This window comes from Pleionea litopenaei (genome assembly GCF_031198435.1).
GTDB lineage: Bacteria > Pseudomonadota > Gammaproteobacteria > Enterobacterales > Kangiellaceae > Pleionea > Pleionea litopenaei.
The window spans coordinates 453,259-467,544 of sequence record NZ_CP133548.1 but is presented as its reverse complement, the minus strand read 5'-3'; the positions used below and the strand labels follow the sequence as shown (position 1 = coordinate 467,544).

10 protein-coding genes are annotated in these 14,286 nt (G+C 42.1%); all 10 read right to left on the bottom strand.

Annotated elements, in window-relative coordinates; genetic code table 11:
• Positions 1 to 30: 30 nt before the first annotated feature.
• The 10 genes from ggt to Q9312_RS01965 all read right to left on the bottom strand — a co-directional run bounded on the left by ggt (position 31) and on the right by Q9312_RS01965 (position 14,095).
• Positions 31 to 1,773: a gamma-glutamyltransferase gene (gene ggt / locus Q9312_RS02010; RefSeq protein ID WP_309202853.1), complete on the bottom strand. Its 1,743-nt coding sequence runs from the start codon at positions 1,771 to 1,773 to the stop codon at positions 31 to 33.
• Positions 1,770 to 5,081 (bottom strand): ligand-binding sensor domain-containing protein, encoded by a 3,312-nt coding sequence (locus Q9312_RS02005; protein WP_309202851.1) that lies wholly within the window; start codon positions 5,079 to 5,081, stop codon positions 1,770 to 1,772. The genes ggt and Q9312_RS02005 overlap by 4 nt, the downstream gene beginning before the upstream one ends.
• Positions 5,050 to 5,634, bottom strand: coding sequence for a lysophospholipid acyltransferase family protein (locus Q9312_RS02000; RefSeq protein ID WP_309202850.1), 585 nt, complete (start codon positions 5,632 to 5,634; stop codon positions 5,050 to 5,052). The genes Q9312_RS02005 and Q9312_RS02000 overlap by 32 nt, the downstream gene beginning before the upstream one ends.
• 8 nt (positions 5,635 to 5,642) lie before the next feature.
• On the bottom strand, positions 5,643 to 7,166 hold the full coding sequence (purF, locus tag Q9312_RS01995; protein ID WP_309202849.1) for an amidophosphoribosyltransferase: 1,524 nt from the start codon (positions 7,164 to 7,166) through the stop codon (positions 5,643 to 5,645).
• 28 nt (positions 7,167 to 7,194) lie between these two features.
• Positions 7,195 to 7,710, bottom strand: coding sequence for a CvpA family protein (locus Q9312_RS01990; RefSeq protein ID WP_309202848.1), 516 nt, complete (start codon positions 7,708 to 7,710; stop codon positions 7,195 to 7,197).
• 87 nt (positions 7,711 to 7,797) lie between these two features.
• A complete protein-coding gene (locus tag Q9312_RS01985) occupies positions 7,798 to 8,550 on the bottom strand; it encodes an SPOR domain-containing protein (protein WP_309202847.1) in 753 nt (250 codons plus the stop codon).
• 35 nt (positions 8,551 to 8,585) lie between these two features.
• On the bottom strand, positions 8,586 to 9,809 hold the full coding sequence (locus Q9312_RS01980; RefSeq protein ID WP_309202846.1) for a bifunctional folylpolyglutamate synthase/dihydrofolate synthase: 1,224 nt from the start codon (positions 9,807 to 9,809) through the stop codon (positions 8,586 to 8,588).
• Positions 9,806 to 10,693, bottom strand: a complete 888-nt coding sequence (accD, locus tag Q9312_RS01975) for an acetyl-CoA carboxylase, carboxyltransferase subunit beta (protein ID WP_309202845.1) — start codon at positions 10,691 to 10,693, stop codon at positions 9,806 to 9,808. Before accD ends, Q9312_RS01980 begins: the two co-directional genes overlap by 4 nt.
• Positions 10,694 to 10,787: 94 nt before the next feature.
• Complete coding sequence (gene truA, locus Q9312_RS01970) at positions 10,788 to 11,570, bottom strand: tRNA pseudouridine(38-40) synthase TruA (RefSeq protein WP_309202844.1); 783 nt, start codon at positions 11,568 to 11,570, stop codon at positions 10,788 to 10,790.
• A gap of 26 nt (positions 11,571 to 11,596) precedes the next feature.
• Complete coding sequence (locus Q9312_RS01965; RefSeq protein ID WP_309202843.1) at positions 11,597 to 14,095, bottom strand: motility hub landmark protein FimV; 2,499 nt, start codon at positions 14,093 to 14,095, stop codon at positions 11,597 to 11,599.
• Positions 14,096 to 14,286 lie beyond the last annotated feature (191 nt).

Sequence of the window (14,286 nt, the reverse complement as noted above, 5' to 3'; positions counted from 1 at the left end):
TAAAGTAGTTTTGATTTCAGACATTAGTACCTAGTGCTCAATCATTTGTCCACTTTGCATAACACCAATGGTCTTCGCTCCTTGACGGCGTGGATCAGATGCTCCCAGTGCCTCACCCTTCTCATTTTTAGCAACTGATTGTACACTTCCTGACACTCGAGAGTTCGACATTGTATGACCAAGTTGTTTTAATCTTAGTAAAACCTCGGCGCCAAAACCTGGCTCTATAAAGATCTTATCAGGATACCACTGGTGATGAAAACGCGGCATGTTGGCAGCGTCAGCGATATTCATACCGAAATCAATCACATTGACTATTTGATGAAGTACTGTGGTAATGATTCGACTTCCACCGGGACTTCCGGTCACTAACACTGGCCGTTTGTTCTTTAGAATAATGGTCGGCGTCATCGAACTTAACGGTCGCTTGTTCGCTTCTATCGCATTGGCTTTTCCACCGAGTAAACCGTACGCATTCGGACTTCCTGGTTTGGCTGAGAAGTCATCCATTTCATTATTTAAAAACACTCCGGTACCCGGAACTATTTTGCCCGATCCAAAACTAAAGTTTAGCGTGTACGTATTGGTTACAATATTGCCCCAACGATCAATCACAGAAAAATGAGTCGTTTGATTACTTTCCTTTATCTGGAATTTGCTGGGAAGTATGTTTTCCGATGGAGTTGCTTTCTCTAAAGAGATACTTTTGGCAAGCTGTTTTGCATAGTCTTTATTTATAAGCTGCTCAACAGGTACTGCGATAAAATCAGGATCTCCCAAGTGCTTGCTTCGATCAGCATAAATTCGCTTGAATGTCTCTGTTAACAAATGGATATGTTGTGAACTTCCCCATTGAACATCGTCGAAGGAAAAATTCTCGAGAATATTCAGTGCTTGAATAATATGTACTCCACCAGAACTAGGAGGTGGCATTGAAACAACGTCATATCCTCGATAAGTGCCTCGAATCACTGGTCTTTCTTTAGCTTGATAATTTGCCATATCAGAAGCAGCGATAAAACCGTTATTATTTTTCATATAGGTTTCGAATAACTGAGCCGTTTTGCCTTTATAAAAACCATCTGCGCCTTTTAATTTAACTCTTTCTAAGGTTTCAGCTAAGTCTGTGAAACGCATAATTTCGCCTGGCCGGTAACTCATTCCGTCGGGCTTAAAATACCATCGAGCAACCTCAGGGTCCTGAATTAGCCGAGTCTTACGAGCTTCTAAAGAATCTAGGAAGGGATAGTCCGCAGTTATTCCATCTTTTGCCAAATCGATCGCTGGTTGTAAAACTTGCTCTCGTTTAAAACTCCCATAGTTTTCTAATGCATGAAGCAACCCGGCAACGGTTCCTGGAACACCAGACGACTTAGTGGAGTATCTAGCAGAATTCTTATCAACATTTCCATTTTCGTCTAGAAACATCGAGGCGCTCGCTTTTGAAGGTGCCATTTCTCGATAATCGATTGCAATAAAGCGGTCTTCTTTCGCGAGGTAAATAAGCATAAAACCGCCTCCTCCGATATTTCCAGCTTTTGGAAGAGTAACAGCTTCTGCAAAACCTAATGCAACGGCTGCATCAATGGCGTTTCCACCTTGAGCGAGAATATCCGCTGCAACTTTAGAGGCACGAAACTCTTGTGAAGCAACCATGCCTCCATCTGATCGTATCGGTTGATGGATTGATTCCCACTCTATCAGTGCGTCGTTCGCAATTGCATTTACACAACATAATGCAATGAAAAATCGTAAAGTCGATTTTAATATCATACATTTTCCTTTATCAGTAACTCATTAAGGGGCACCAGTTCAAATATCGCTTCATTCATCAGCAAATCAGCCCCGTAGCTAATTTTCTTTTCAATTTCTGCTGGATGCATTTGACTGCGACATTTGAACACAAAGGCTCCTTGTTCACCTCTGGGTTTAAGCGACTCTATTAGGTCGATCGATAAATAGGCAATCACACTTCGATTAATTAGACTTGACCGATGACTGGTTACTGGCACTGGTATAACCGTTAGAATAAATTCAAAAGGAAGTAGGCGACCGTTACCACAGTCATAGGTACGATTGCTTATCAGTCGATGAAAATTATAAAGCCTTTGTTTTATGTCATGTATTGAACCCGACTCGAGCATTAAAAAACACTCACTGTTCCAGCGACATATCAAATCATCGCCAGATACGTAATCTTTGATAATGTCTGAAAAATCAGCCACTGCTGCCTCAACGTTTGCCTTATGCTCTTTTTCCAATAGCTCCGAGTAATTTTTAATGGCGATGGTAATTAAACAACCCGCAGGAAAATCCAACTGATTAGACTTATAAAACGCATCTTCATTGTTAATAATTTCTTCGAAAAACTTCCGTTTATAAAAGCGAGTGATTCTGTCTTTCTTAGCATATTCGTCAAATCGTGACTCATAATAAGCAATTCGTTCTCTTAACTGAACCAACTCTTGATTTGCTAAATCGGTTGCTGACTTTTCTCGCTCTATATCAAGTTGTATGTTTCGGATATATTCTCGATTCGCATTCAATTCACTTCTAACCAATCTTCCCCGATTAATCAAGCGGCGAGACCAAAGCGTAAACATAGCGCTGACCAAGACCAAACTAAGAACAATATAAAACATTACGCCCTTTTCTGACTGCCAGAAATTGGTATTTACTTCAATAGCGATATCTTTAATCGGAGAGTTCCAATCATTTCCAGTCACTTTTGTTTGAATCTCTAATGTTGCTCCGTCACCTACCAATCCAGATATATTAATAACACGTGTACTACCAATCTCAATCCACTCATCATTGAAGCCTTTAAGTCTATAGCGAAACTGATGGCTTGAAGGGTTCGAAAAATCGAGTGGAGTAAGCGATATACTGACAAGATCGGATTTCTTTGATAAAACAATCTTTTCAAAAGAATCAAACGAGCGGATGGCTTGATTATTAATTTTTATTGATGAAACCGAAGGAATGAAGTCTCTTTTTTCTACAATGATTGAATCAGGGTAAAATGAAGTAATACCGTTAATACCGCCAAAGAATATTTCATTGTCAGAACTTTTATGATAGGCCCACAAATTAAATTCATTACTTTGTAAACCATCTCTAGTGGTAAAGTGTTCAACCTTATTGGTTGAAGTGTAAAATCGAACAAGTCCATTGCTTGTACTTAACCACAATTCGTCGCCTTCTCCGGATAGAATTCCATAAACTGAGTCGTTTACCAAGCCATTATCTTCACTAAAATGCTCAAAATAGGCATTTTGAGTTAGACCGTTGTTCATCACCAGTTTGTTTAGGCCGTCTCCAGTACCTATCCAAATCACGCCTTGTGTATCTTCATAAATAACTTGTACATAATTGTGGCTTAAACTTTTAGTATTGTTTTCGTCATGAACAAATGCATGTTGAAATTCGGTACTCGGCTCTACCACAAAAAGACCTAAATCAGAGCCAATCCAGAGTAACCCTTCAACATCTTCATAAATATCGTTAATGATATAATTTTTATCGTCTAGATATTTTTTTATTCGATGAGTAAAGTCAATCACTCTAATGTTAGCCGTTTCATCGTATTTACCTTGAACGCCTTCAATCTTAACCAGACCACTATCAACACCTATCCAAAGATCACCATTTCGGTCTTCGCTGATGGTAGATACAATGCCTTTAAATTTAGGGTGGCTTATTTGGTGATAACTTTGATAGTCTGGATCGTAAACATAAAGGCCCGACAATGTTGAAATCCACAAGTTATCGTATATATCAAAGTGTAACGAGGTTATAAAACTATTTTTTAAACTGCCTGTATGATCGGTAACTCTACGTAAAGTTTTTCTTTGGCTATCTATTTGGAATAACCCACTACCATAACTGCCAACCCAAATATTACCCAGTAAGTCCGTTGTTATGCTGTGGATCGTATTACTACTATTTAAATTGAATGCGTCGCGTTTGGTGAAATAATGATTGAAATTTTGTGTCTGCCGATTAAAAACGTTTAAGCCACTGCCATAGGTTCCTAGCCAAACCAAACCAACATCATCTTGAAAAATAGAAACGATATCGTCTGATAGTAAACCTCGTTGATCTATATAATTTTTATGGTACTGATAAACCCTATCAGCTAACGGATCAAAAACATTTAGACCGGTCGCCGTTGCAATCCATACCTTGTTCTCATTATCAACCAACAGAGATTGAATATGATTCCCAGATAATCTTCGATTAGTGGCGGCTGATGTATGAAATAGTTCAGCCGAGCCGCTTAACGTGCTATAGCGAATCAAGCCTTCACTCGTTCCAATCCATATGAGATCTTTACCATTAGAGTATATGGTCGTAATTCGAGTAATCTTTCTTCCAATATTATCTTCAGTGAAACACTGTTCTTTTAGCTCTAAGTTAGCGATATCAATACTGTTAAGGCAGTTCTTTTTTCCAAAATAAACGAGAGGACCCACAGAGTGTAATGACTCTATCGCGGTATTAACCTGATGTGTTTTAACACTCAACATCTCGTGGTATGGCTCGAGTTTTTGAGTTGAGTCATTAAACATCATTAACTGCTGTTTAACGACCACCCAAATACGATTGTAAATATCTTCTTCTATAACCGACACTCGACCTAAACTACCATCCATAGTTTGAACATTTTTAAAGTCTGTCCCACCGCTCCAAATAGCAAGCCCTTTTTCAGTGCCCACCCATAGTCGTCCTTGCGAGTCGGCGAGAAGTGCAGAGATCATATTGTCAGGCAAGGTATTCTCTTTACCGACCGTACGTTTAAATATTTGAAAGGTGTATCCATCGAATCGATTTAAGCCATCTTCCGTGCCTATCCACATATAACCATCTTGGGTTTTAGCAAAAGCAGTCACCGTATTTAACGATAATCCATCTTCAATGGCGTAATGAGAAAGGTGAAGTTGCGGGGAAAGAGTAACAAGGTTATGCGTAGAATCTGCTCGCAACTGGATAACGGCCGTTACGAACAGAAAAGCCAAAAACGCTTTGCGTAAATGATTGAAAACTAAATTATTGTGTTTTAACGTCAGTTGATTTCTCACTGTTTGCCCGAATGTCAGAAAGAAGCTCTGGTCGGAATCCCTTTTTATCACGATAAAACTCCGCTAACCATTCAAAGTCACGCTGCATGTCGCCGCAGGGTTCAAGAATTGGACCAAACCCGACTTCTTTGGTAGTTGTATCCAAGTACACCAGCTGAATCGGCACTCCTGCCTTAACGGCTACCCGATAAAACCCGGTTTTCCAATGATCTTTTTTGCTGCGAGTTCCTTCAGGAGAAAGCGCAAAATGCATGTGTTGCTTTTCATTAAATTTAGCAACAATTTGATCAACCACGTTTTCGGCCTTACTTCTATTAACTGGCTCACCGCCAATCGCCCGAAAGAACCATCCAAGTGGAGGCCAAAACAATGTATGCTTACCTATGAAGGTTGGCTGTAATCCAGAATACCACTTTACCAACAATAAAATAAGCACATCCCAATTAGATGTATGTGGGGCAAATATAATAACGCACTTGTCTATGGTTGGCTTTTCACCAACCACTTTCCAGCCCCACAGCGACAACCAGAACTTAGCAATCAAGCGTAACATTACAGAAACTAGCCATTGCCTTCATTGTGGATATCCATCACCATATCCACATCTTCAATCCCGCCTTCTGAAGACTTGGCTAAATCATTTCTTAATTGCTCTAAATTTGTTAAGTAATTCTCGTCAACGTCTCCAGTGATGTATTCACCAGTGAACACCGAAGTATCAAAACGAGAAATGTCCGCATTCCCTTCTTGAACGGATTCGATTAAGTCGTCTAAGTCTTGATAAATTAATTTATCAGTACCGATCAACTCTTGAATTTCTTCAATGCTTCGATCATGCGCGACTAACTCTTGTGCCGCAGGCATATCGATTCCATAAACATTCGGGTATCTGACTGGTGGAGCTGCAGAAGCGAAGTAAACTTTATTAGCGCCAGCTTCACGAGCCATTTCTACGATTTGCTTACTCGTTGTGCCTCGTACAATCGAGTCATCAACCAATAAGACATTTTTACCTTTAAACTCCAGCTCAATAGCATTCAACTTACGTCTAACCGACTTTTTCCGCATTTGCTGGCCAGGCATAATAAATGTTCTGCCTATATATCGATTCTTTACAAAGCCATGGCGCATTTTCAAATTAAGCCCATGGGCAAGTTGCATCGCACTTGTAGTTGAAGTATCGGGAATAGGAATCACAACGTCTATGTCATGATCAGACCATTCTCGAAGAATTTTTTCAGCCAGTTTCTCACCCATTCTTAAGCGAGCTTTATATACCGACACATTATCTATCATCGAATCTGGACGAGCTAAATAAACGTGTTCAAATATACACGGGCTCAACTGCGGGTTTTCAGCACATACTTGGCTGTGTAGGTTGCCTTCAAAATCTACAAAAATAACTTCTCCAGGCGCTACATCACGAATCAATTCATAACCTAGAGCATCAAGTGCAACACTCTCGGAAGCTGCCATATACTCCATTCCCAGTTCTGTTTCCCGCTTACCTATTACGAGTGGACGTATACCAGAGGCATCTCGAAAACATACCATGCCGACACCAAGAATTAAGGCAACAGCAGCATAACCACCAAAACAACGTTTATAGACTTGGCGGCCTGCTTCAAATATGTCTGCAGGTGTAGGTTTTAGTGTGGAGTTTTTCTGCAACTCATGCGCAAATACATTCAGTAAAATTTCTGAGTCGCTGCTGGTATTGATGTGACGACGATCGGTTTTATAAAGCTCTTGTTTCAAGTTTGCTGCATTCGTAAGATTACCGTTATGAGCCAGCGCGATACCAAACGGAGAGTTAACGTAAAAGGGCTGCGCCTCAGCAGAGCTTGAACAACCTGCCGTTGGGTAACGAACATGGCCTATGCCAACATTACCTGATAATCGATGCATATGACGAGTGTGAAACACATCTCGAACCAGCCCATTGGCTTTTCTCATAAACATGCGACCATCGTGAAGCGTCACCATACCAGCCGCGTCTTGCCCACGATGTTGCAATACCGTAAGAGCGTCGTAAATACTCTGATTGACTGGATATTGCCCTACTATACCAACTATACCGCACATAAATTTTCTAGCCTTTCATTAATCGTAGTTAATCTGTATCAAGCGAAAACGGTAACTCTTTCGGAACCTCAGGTTGATGATTCTTTAAATTATCATAGAACCATCCGCCAATGAGTTCAAAGTGAGGCCTCAGCTCCGATTGCTCCCACCAAGCATCTTGGGCAACTGGAGTGAATACTTTAAGAGAAATAATCAGGACAGATGCAATCAAAACTCCTCGTACGGCACCAAAAGCCATACCCATCATTCTATCCATACCGCTTAAGCCGGCACGTTCGATAAACTGACTGAGGAGAAAGTTGACTAAACCTGACATCGTTAACGTTAGAAAAAATAGAACACCCCAAGATATGCCTAAACGAAGGCTTGGGGTAGAAATATGGTCTTTAAGTAAATTAGCCAAATCGAGGTAAAACCATTTCGCGATAAAAAACGCTAAGATCCACCCCGCCAAAGAAAAGGCTTCTCTGATGAATCCACGAACCAAGCTGATTAAGGTTGAAATGAATATTAGAATTATTATTGCCCAGTCAAACCACACCATTGAACGAGAACCTATTTACTTATTTGGCAGGCGCATTTTACCAGAGCGGCTCGTCATCGCCTAGCGCACATTAGGTATTTATCAATTCTATTGTTTAGTCGGTTCCCAGCTGGTGACGATCGGCTTCAATCGAGTAATATCGGCTATTTTCGCGACATTTTGCTGCGCTTGTTCTTTCTTTAACCAAGGACCTACATACACCCTATACAATATTTTGTCTTTCGCCAGTTCAACCGGGCGAACAAAGCTTTTCAGCTGCTGCTCTTCAAGACGTTTCGCCAATAGCTCTGCATTTGAGTGCGATGAAAAACTCCCCACCTGTACGACCCAAGACGATTCCTTCAGTTCAGTAATGTTAGCTTTCTCTTTGGGCGTTTCTCGTTTAGCCGGTGTCGAGGTATTGGTTTTCGCTTGTTGTTGACTCTGACTGTTAGTCGCATCAGATTGGGTAGTAGATTTATCCGCAGTAGCTTCTCTAGACGAAGATGATTTGGGGTTCTTATTTGCAGATTCACTTGCATCGGTTGAGTCGTTTTTGATTTCCGAAGGCTTGTTACTTGATTTTTGCGCGGTAGATTGTGGGTTTGATCGAGTCGTTGTTTGAGATTCGGGGCTTGTAACTTTCGGTTTACTCGAATCATTAGCCGCTGAAGGCGTGTTAGCGCCATTACTTTCTTTTGAACTATTCAGTTCAACGACACCTCGATTATCAGGGATCGCCGTCTCAAATGCTCCTTTGGTCTTTTTCTGCCCTAAAATACCAGGAAGGAACACCACGGCTATTGCGACCAATACTATGGCACCAATTAGACGTTGCTTAATGGTTTGATCTACCGACATGAGTTTCACCAAAAAAATACGAGTGAGTTGCTAACCTATAAAGTTTTATCTTTGAACCATTCGCTTACTGTCGAAACGATGTAAAACGAACCAAATACGACTATACCACAGTCTTTCTCGCAATCTCTTATTATCCCAGGAAGTTCCGTTTCGATGTCGGAAATGACATACTTATTCGATAAGTCAGATGAACAACGATCAAGCAGCTCTTGCCCGGTCATTCCGCGCGGTCCTTGACTGTCTGCAAAGTACCATGTGCCCTCAATCGAAGTTAAGTGCGCTAAGCTCTCGGTTGACTTTTTATCTTTCAACATGGCACAAATGAAAATCCATCGACGTTTGCCCGTCGCGCGAACTTTTTGAGCGAGGTTCGCAACCGCTTGAGGATTGTGTGCGACATCAAGCCATAAATCTGGCTCTGAAGAGAGCTGTTCCCAACGACCAGGTAATACCGCTTGTTCAAGTGCTGTTGCAAAATTATCTTTGGAGATAGCTACATTAAGCGATTTTAATGCGACTGTCGCAGCTCGAACGCTGTCTGGGTATAAACGACTAGCGTGTTTTTCTACAGCAGCATCCAACGGTTGTAAAAACTCACCTTCAAGACGCCAAGCGTCATTTACATTCATTGCCTGACTATCGTCTGGCAAATACGGCATGACTAATGAAGCAACTTCTTCACCGCACAGCAGCACCGGTTTACCTGGTCTGGCAATACCCGCTTTTTCTTTTGCAATAGCGTCTAGAGTATTCCCGAGCCAATCTTCATGGTCCATACCAATGCTGGTAATAATCGCAACGTCATTATTGACCATATTGACTGCGTCCAACCGCCCGCCGAGACCGACTTCTAAAACGATAATCTCAGGTCCTAATTGTTTTATTAGCCACAGGGCAGCGAGCGTGGTGAATTCAAAATAGGTTAACTGAGTATCTTCGCGAGCATTTTCGATAATTTCGAGTGCTTCGACCCAGTTTTCATCGCTTAGCTCTTGCTGATTGAATCTAAGTCGCTCATTGAAACGAAGCAAATGAGGTGATGTATAGGCGGCTGTAGATAGTCCAGAGACTTTGGCCAAAGACTCAATCGTAGCGACGCAAGAACCTTTGCCATTAGTTCCCCCAACAACAATAACAGGGGCATCGAACTCGAGTAGACGCAAGCGCTTCGCAACGCCTTCAATTCGTTGCAAGCCCATCTCAATGTGTTGAGGGTGCAATGACTCAATGTAATCGAGCCATTGCGCTAGCGTGTTCAAGCTGGCTCGTCGTTCTGAACTCTTAAAGGTTCTGGTTTATGAGTTAATTTAGACAAAATTGAAGCAAGTTTGCTGCGCATTTCACGACGATCGACGATCATATCAATCGCACCTTTTTCAAGTAAGAACTCGCTGCGTTGAAACCCTTCCGGTAATTTTTCTCGCACGGTCTGCTCAATGACTCGAGGACCAGCGAAACCAATCAGGGCATTCGGTTCAGCAACATTCACATCGCCTAACATCGCTAAACTAGCAGATACCCCACCCATCGTTGGATCAGTTAATACCGATATAAATGGAATGCCTTTCTCTGACATTCTGGCTAAGGCTGCGCTGGTTTTTGCCATTTGAAACAGTGACAGTAATGCCTCTTGCATTCGTGCCCCACCACTGGTTGAAAAGCATATCAAGGGACAGTTGTTTTCCATCGCGAAGTTAGCGGCACGAACGAACTTCTCGCCGACAACAGACGCCATCGATCCCCCCATAAAACTAAACTCAAATGCAGTACAAACCACAGGAATCTCGAGTAATTCACCGCTCATGACAATCAGAGCATCATTTTCTCCTGTCGCTTTTTGTGCCGCCGACATGCGATCTTTATACTTTTTGGAGTCTCTGAACTTTAAAGCATCGACAGGCTTTAATGACTCTGCCAGCTCGCTGTGGGTGTCTTGATCTAAGAACCTTTCTAAACGTTTTCGGGCAGATATCCGCATATGATTGCCGCACTTTGGGCAAACTTCCAAATTTCGCTCTAACTCTGAACGATACAAAACCGACGCGCATTGCCCACATTTTGACCACACTCCCTCTGGAATGGACTTTTTACGACTATCGACAGAAGTATTTCTTTTAGGAAGAAGTCTTTCTAACCAGCTCATATTCGACTCAGTTCTATCTAGCTTTTAAAATTAACGGCGAATTCTAACACGCACGCCATGATAAAGAAGCGAAAACTTTCTCAATCTGGTCGTATCAGTTTATAAACCAGGGACCATTGTTTATTCCTGGTATTGCAAACTGGTTAGGGTAATTCGCTTGTACAAAGTATAAACCGTTAGGACTCGCCGTTGGTGCGGCTTTTGTCCTATCTTTTAACGCAAGCAACTCAGCTATCCACTCTGGGTTTTGATTGCCTTTGCCAACTTCAATTAAACTCCCTGCTATGTTTCTAACCATATGATGAAGAAAAGCATTCGCAGTTATCTCAATAACTAGATACTCATTATGACGAAATACCTGAGTATTAAAAACGTTACGAAAGGGTGTGGGAGATTGACAGCTGGCCGCTTGAAATGAGGTAAAATCTTGCTCACCCAGTAAATGTTGGGCAGCTAAATGCATGAGTTCTTCATCTAGGTTTTCTTTAACCCAGGTGACTTGACCCGATAACACTGCAGGACGAATCTTACGATTTAAAATAACATATCGATAACGCCGCGATACTGCTGAAAAACGTGCATGAAACTCTTCGTTCATGACCTTTGCCCACAGCACACAGATATCATCGGGTAGATGAGCATTTCCGCCCAGCACCCAAGCTTTGCTTGGTCTCTCAACTTGCGTTTCAAAATGTATCACTTGGCTTAAAGCGTGCACACCTGAGTCTGTACGACCAGCGCAAAACACAGAAACGTTATGATCGGCAATCGTTGATAATGCTTTTTCAACGCAGGCTTGAACAGAAGGAGAATGCGACTGGCGTTGCCAGCCGCTATAAGATGTACCAAGATATTCGATACCCAAAGCAATTATCATAAAAGAATATCTTGGTTATTGCTGAATTAAATCTTTTCTAAAAGACTTAGCGCTTCAGATTTATGAGCTTCTGAACCCTCTTCAACCACTTCGTTCAGAATCTCTTTTGCACCGTCTACATCACCCATATCAATGTAAGCACGGGCAAGATCAAGTTTGGTCGATGCTTCATCAGTACCGTCCATCAAGTCGGCATCAAGATCATCGTCATCACCCAGATCGAAGTCGTCATCGAGATCCATGTTCAGATCGTCATCATCCAGACTAAAGTCATCTGAACCCGAGGCAGAATCTGAAGGCGATGAGTCTAAATCAAAGTCATCAGAATCAGCCGTTGTCGAGTCTGAATCTAAATCTAGGTCTAAGTCGTTGTCATCAGAATCAAGATCTAATGACATATCAGAATCTAGATCTAAATCATCATCTGAAGTATCCAATAATTCATCATCTAAAGAAAAGTCGTCGTTTCCTTTAGCGTCAGAAGCAGGCTCTTCATCTAAGTCAAAATCTAAATCATCTGTCTCAAACTCAGGCTCTTCACCGCCAAGTTCGTCAGTCGAAAAGTCATCATCCAGAGACACGTCACTTTCAGTATCTAAGTCATCTAAGGAGAAATCATCATCGAGATCTTGTGACGAAGAGTCGTCACCAAAAATTTCTTCTGTTGATGGCAACTCAAAATCATCTTCTAAGTCAGCGTCTTCAGGCCAAGCACTCGATTTAATATCATGATATTGCTGTTGAGCATCGCCATCGCTTGAGAAGTCATCTGCAAACTGCTGATAAGCTGCTTCGAACTTATCCTTATCTTTCGTTTCTGCATAACACTCAAGTAACTTAAGCTTAAGGTCGTTACGTTCGTTTTGAGCGCCAATCGCATCGATCAATAGTTTCTCAGCTTGATCGTATTTTCCGTAAGCAATATAGATATCGGCTTCACCCAATGGGTCGGCTTCGGTTTCTGACTCATCTTCAAACACATCATCGGTGTCGAAGTCACCCAACAGATCGTCAGCAGAGTCAGGAACATCAAAAGAATCATCTGAATCAAAGCCACCGCCTTGTGCAGAAACGACCAAATCATCTTGGAATTCGTCATCAGACATTCGCTGACGCATTTTCCAGATCACCGCAAAAGCACCTAACAAAATGACCACTAAGCCAATCGCACCATACAAGTACAGAGGATCGTCAAAAAATGAGGTCGATTGCGGTGGTGCACTTAAGCCGGTTGGCTTAGAGGCTGGCGGGGTTATAGACTTAGTAGTGTCTTTCTTAGTTTCTTCAACTTGCTGCTCTGGACCTTGCTCAGTGGTATCTTTCGTTCCGCCTTGCTCGGTCGTGCCAGTAGTGGTTTCTTGCCCGCCTTGCTCAGTCGTTGGGGTTTGCTCAGGTGTTTTCTGTTCTTCATCTTTCTTGGTGTCGGCAAACACTTCTTTCTGGTTAGCAATGGCCGCACCTTCTGTGGAGTCGATGTTAACGCCAGCACCTTTATCTTTTTCAATTTTTTCTAGCGCATCTTGTAATTTACGTCGCAACTCTTCATTTTCAGCTTCAAGGGTCGCAGTTGCTTCTTTGCTTTGCGACAACTGGTCTTTCAAACGAGAAACTTCTTGTTGATTACCCTCTCCAGAACCAGAAACACTTCCAGTTGATGAGCTTTTGGGCGTTGCTAGACGTAACCGATCTTGTCCTCGGGTGGTATTTTTTTGAGTTGATGAGCGACCGGTCGTATCAAGAACCGTATCTTTACTGCCACCGCGTAACCGAGCAACCATATCTTGTAAAGCTGCGCGACGTGGTGTTGACATAATCGATTCCGCGTCAGGAATCACCAAAGTCGATCCTTCTTTCAACAAGTTAATGTCGTTATTCAAAAACGCATCAGGATTTGCTCGATACAAAGCAACTAAGGTTTGATGAATACTTGCATTAGCAGGTCTCACACCCGATGCAATGCGCCACAAAGTCTCGGCTTCGCCAACAGGACCATAAGTGGTTCCAGTGATGCGAGGCGTTGCAGGTGTGGTTGAACGCGTGGTGGTGCGTGGGGTTGACGTTGTGGTTGTTCTCGGTGATTTATCTTGCGTTGTTTGTGTTGTGTTGACCGTTGCTGAACGAGCTTTCGAAAAAACGGGTGGGTCAAGCAAAACGGTATATTCACGAAGCATTCGACCTTTTGGCCAATTCAACTCAACCAAAAAGTTCAAATAGGGTTCTTTAATCGGCTGACGAGTCGATACTTCGATCACCAACACATCGCCTTCTCGTCGAATGGTCTTGAAGCGAATATCCCTCAAATAATTGAAGTAATCGATACCCGCCTTCTCAAACTCAGCCATACTAGCCAAGCTGGCGGAGACTTCAAATTCAGACATCCCTTCCGGTGAAAACAACATGATCTCAGCCTTTAATGGCTGATTCAATCCAGAGTCTAGTTTGATTTCACCCAGTCCTAGCGAGTTCACCCCCAGTGAGAAAACAACTAGAACTGCTATTAAAACCAGGCTAAGTTTGCGAAACATAAAAAGTTCCCTTTAGTTACTGGCTCTTACCGAAACCTGTATGCAGGTTAACGAGTTAGAGTATTGTCTTAAGATTATTCTTTATAATATCGCAGTAACTATAGCAAATACATTGGATTTTTTGGAATTATTTTTTTCGCAGACGACAACATATTTGAATTGGGTCTCAAAACAGGATGCTTTTGCTAACA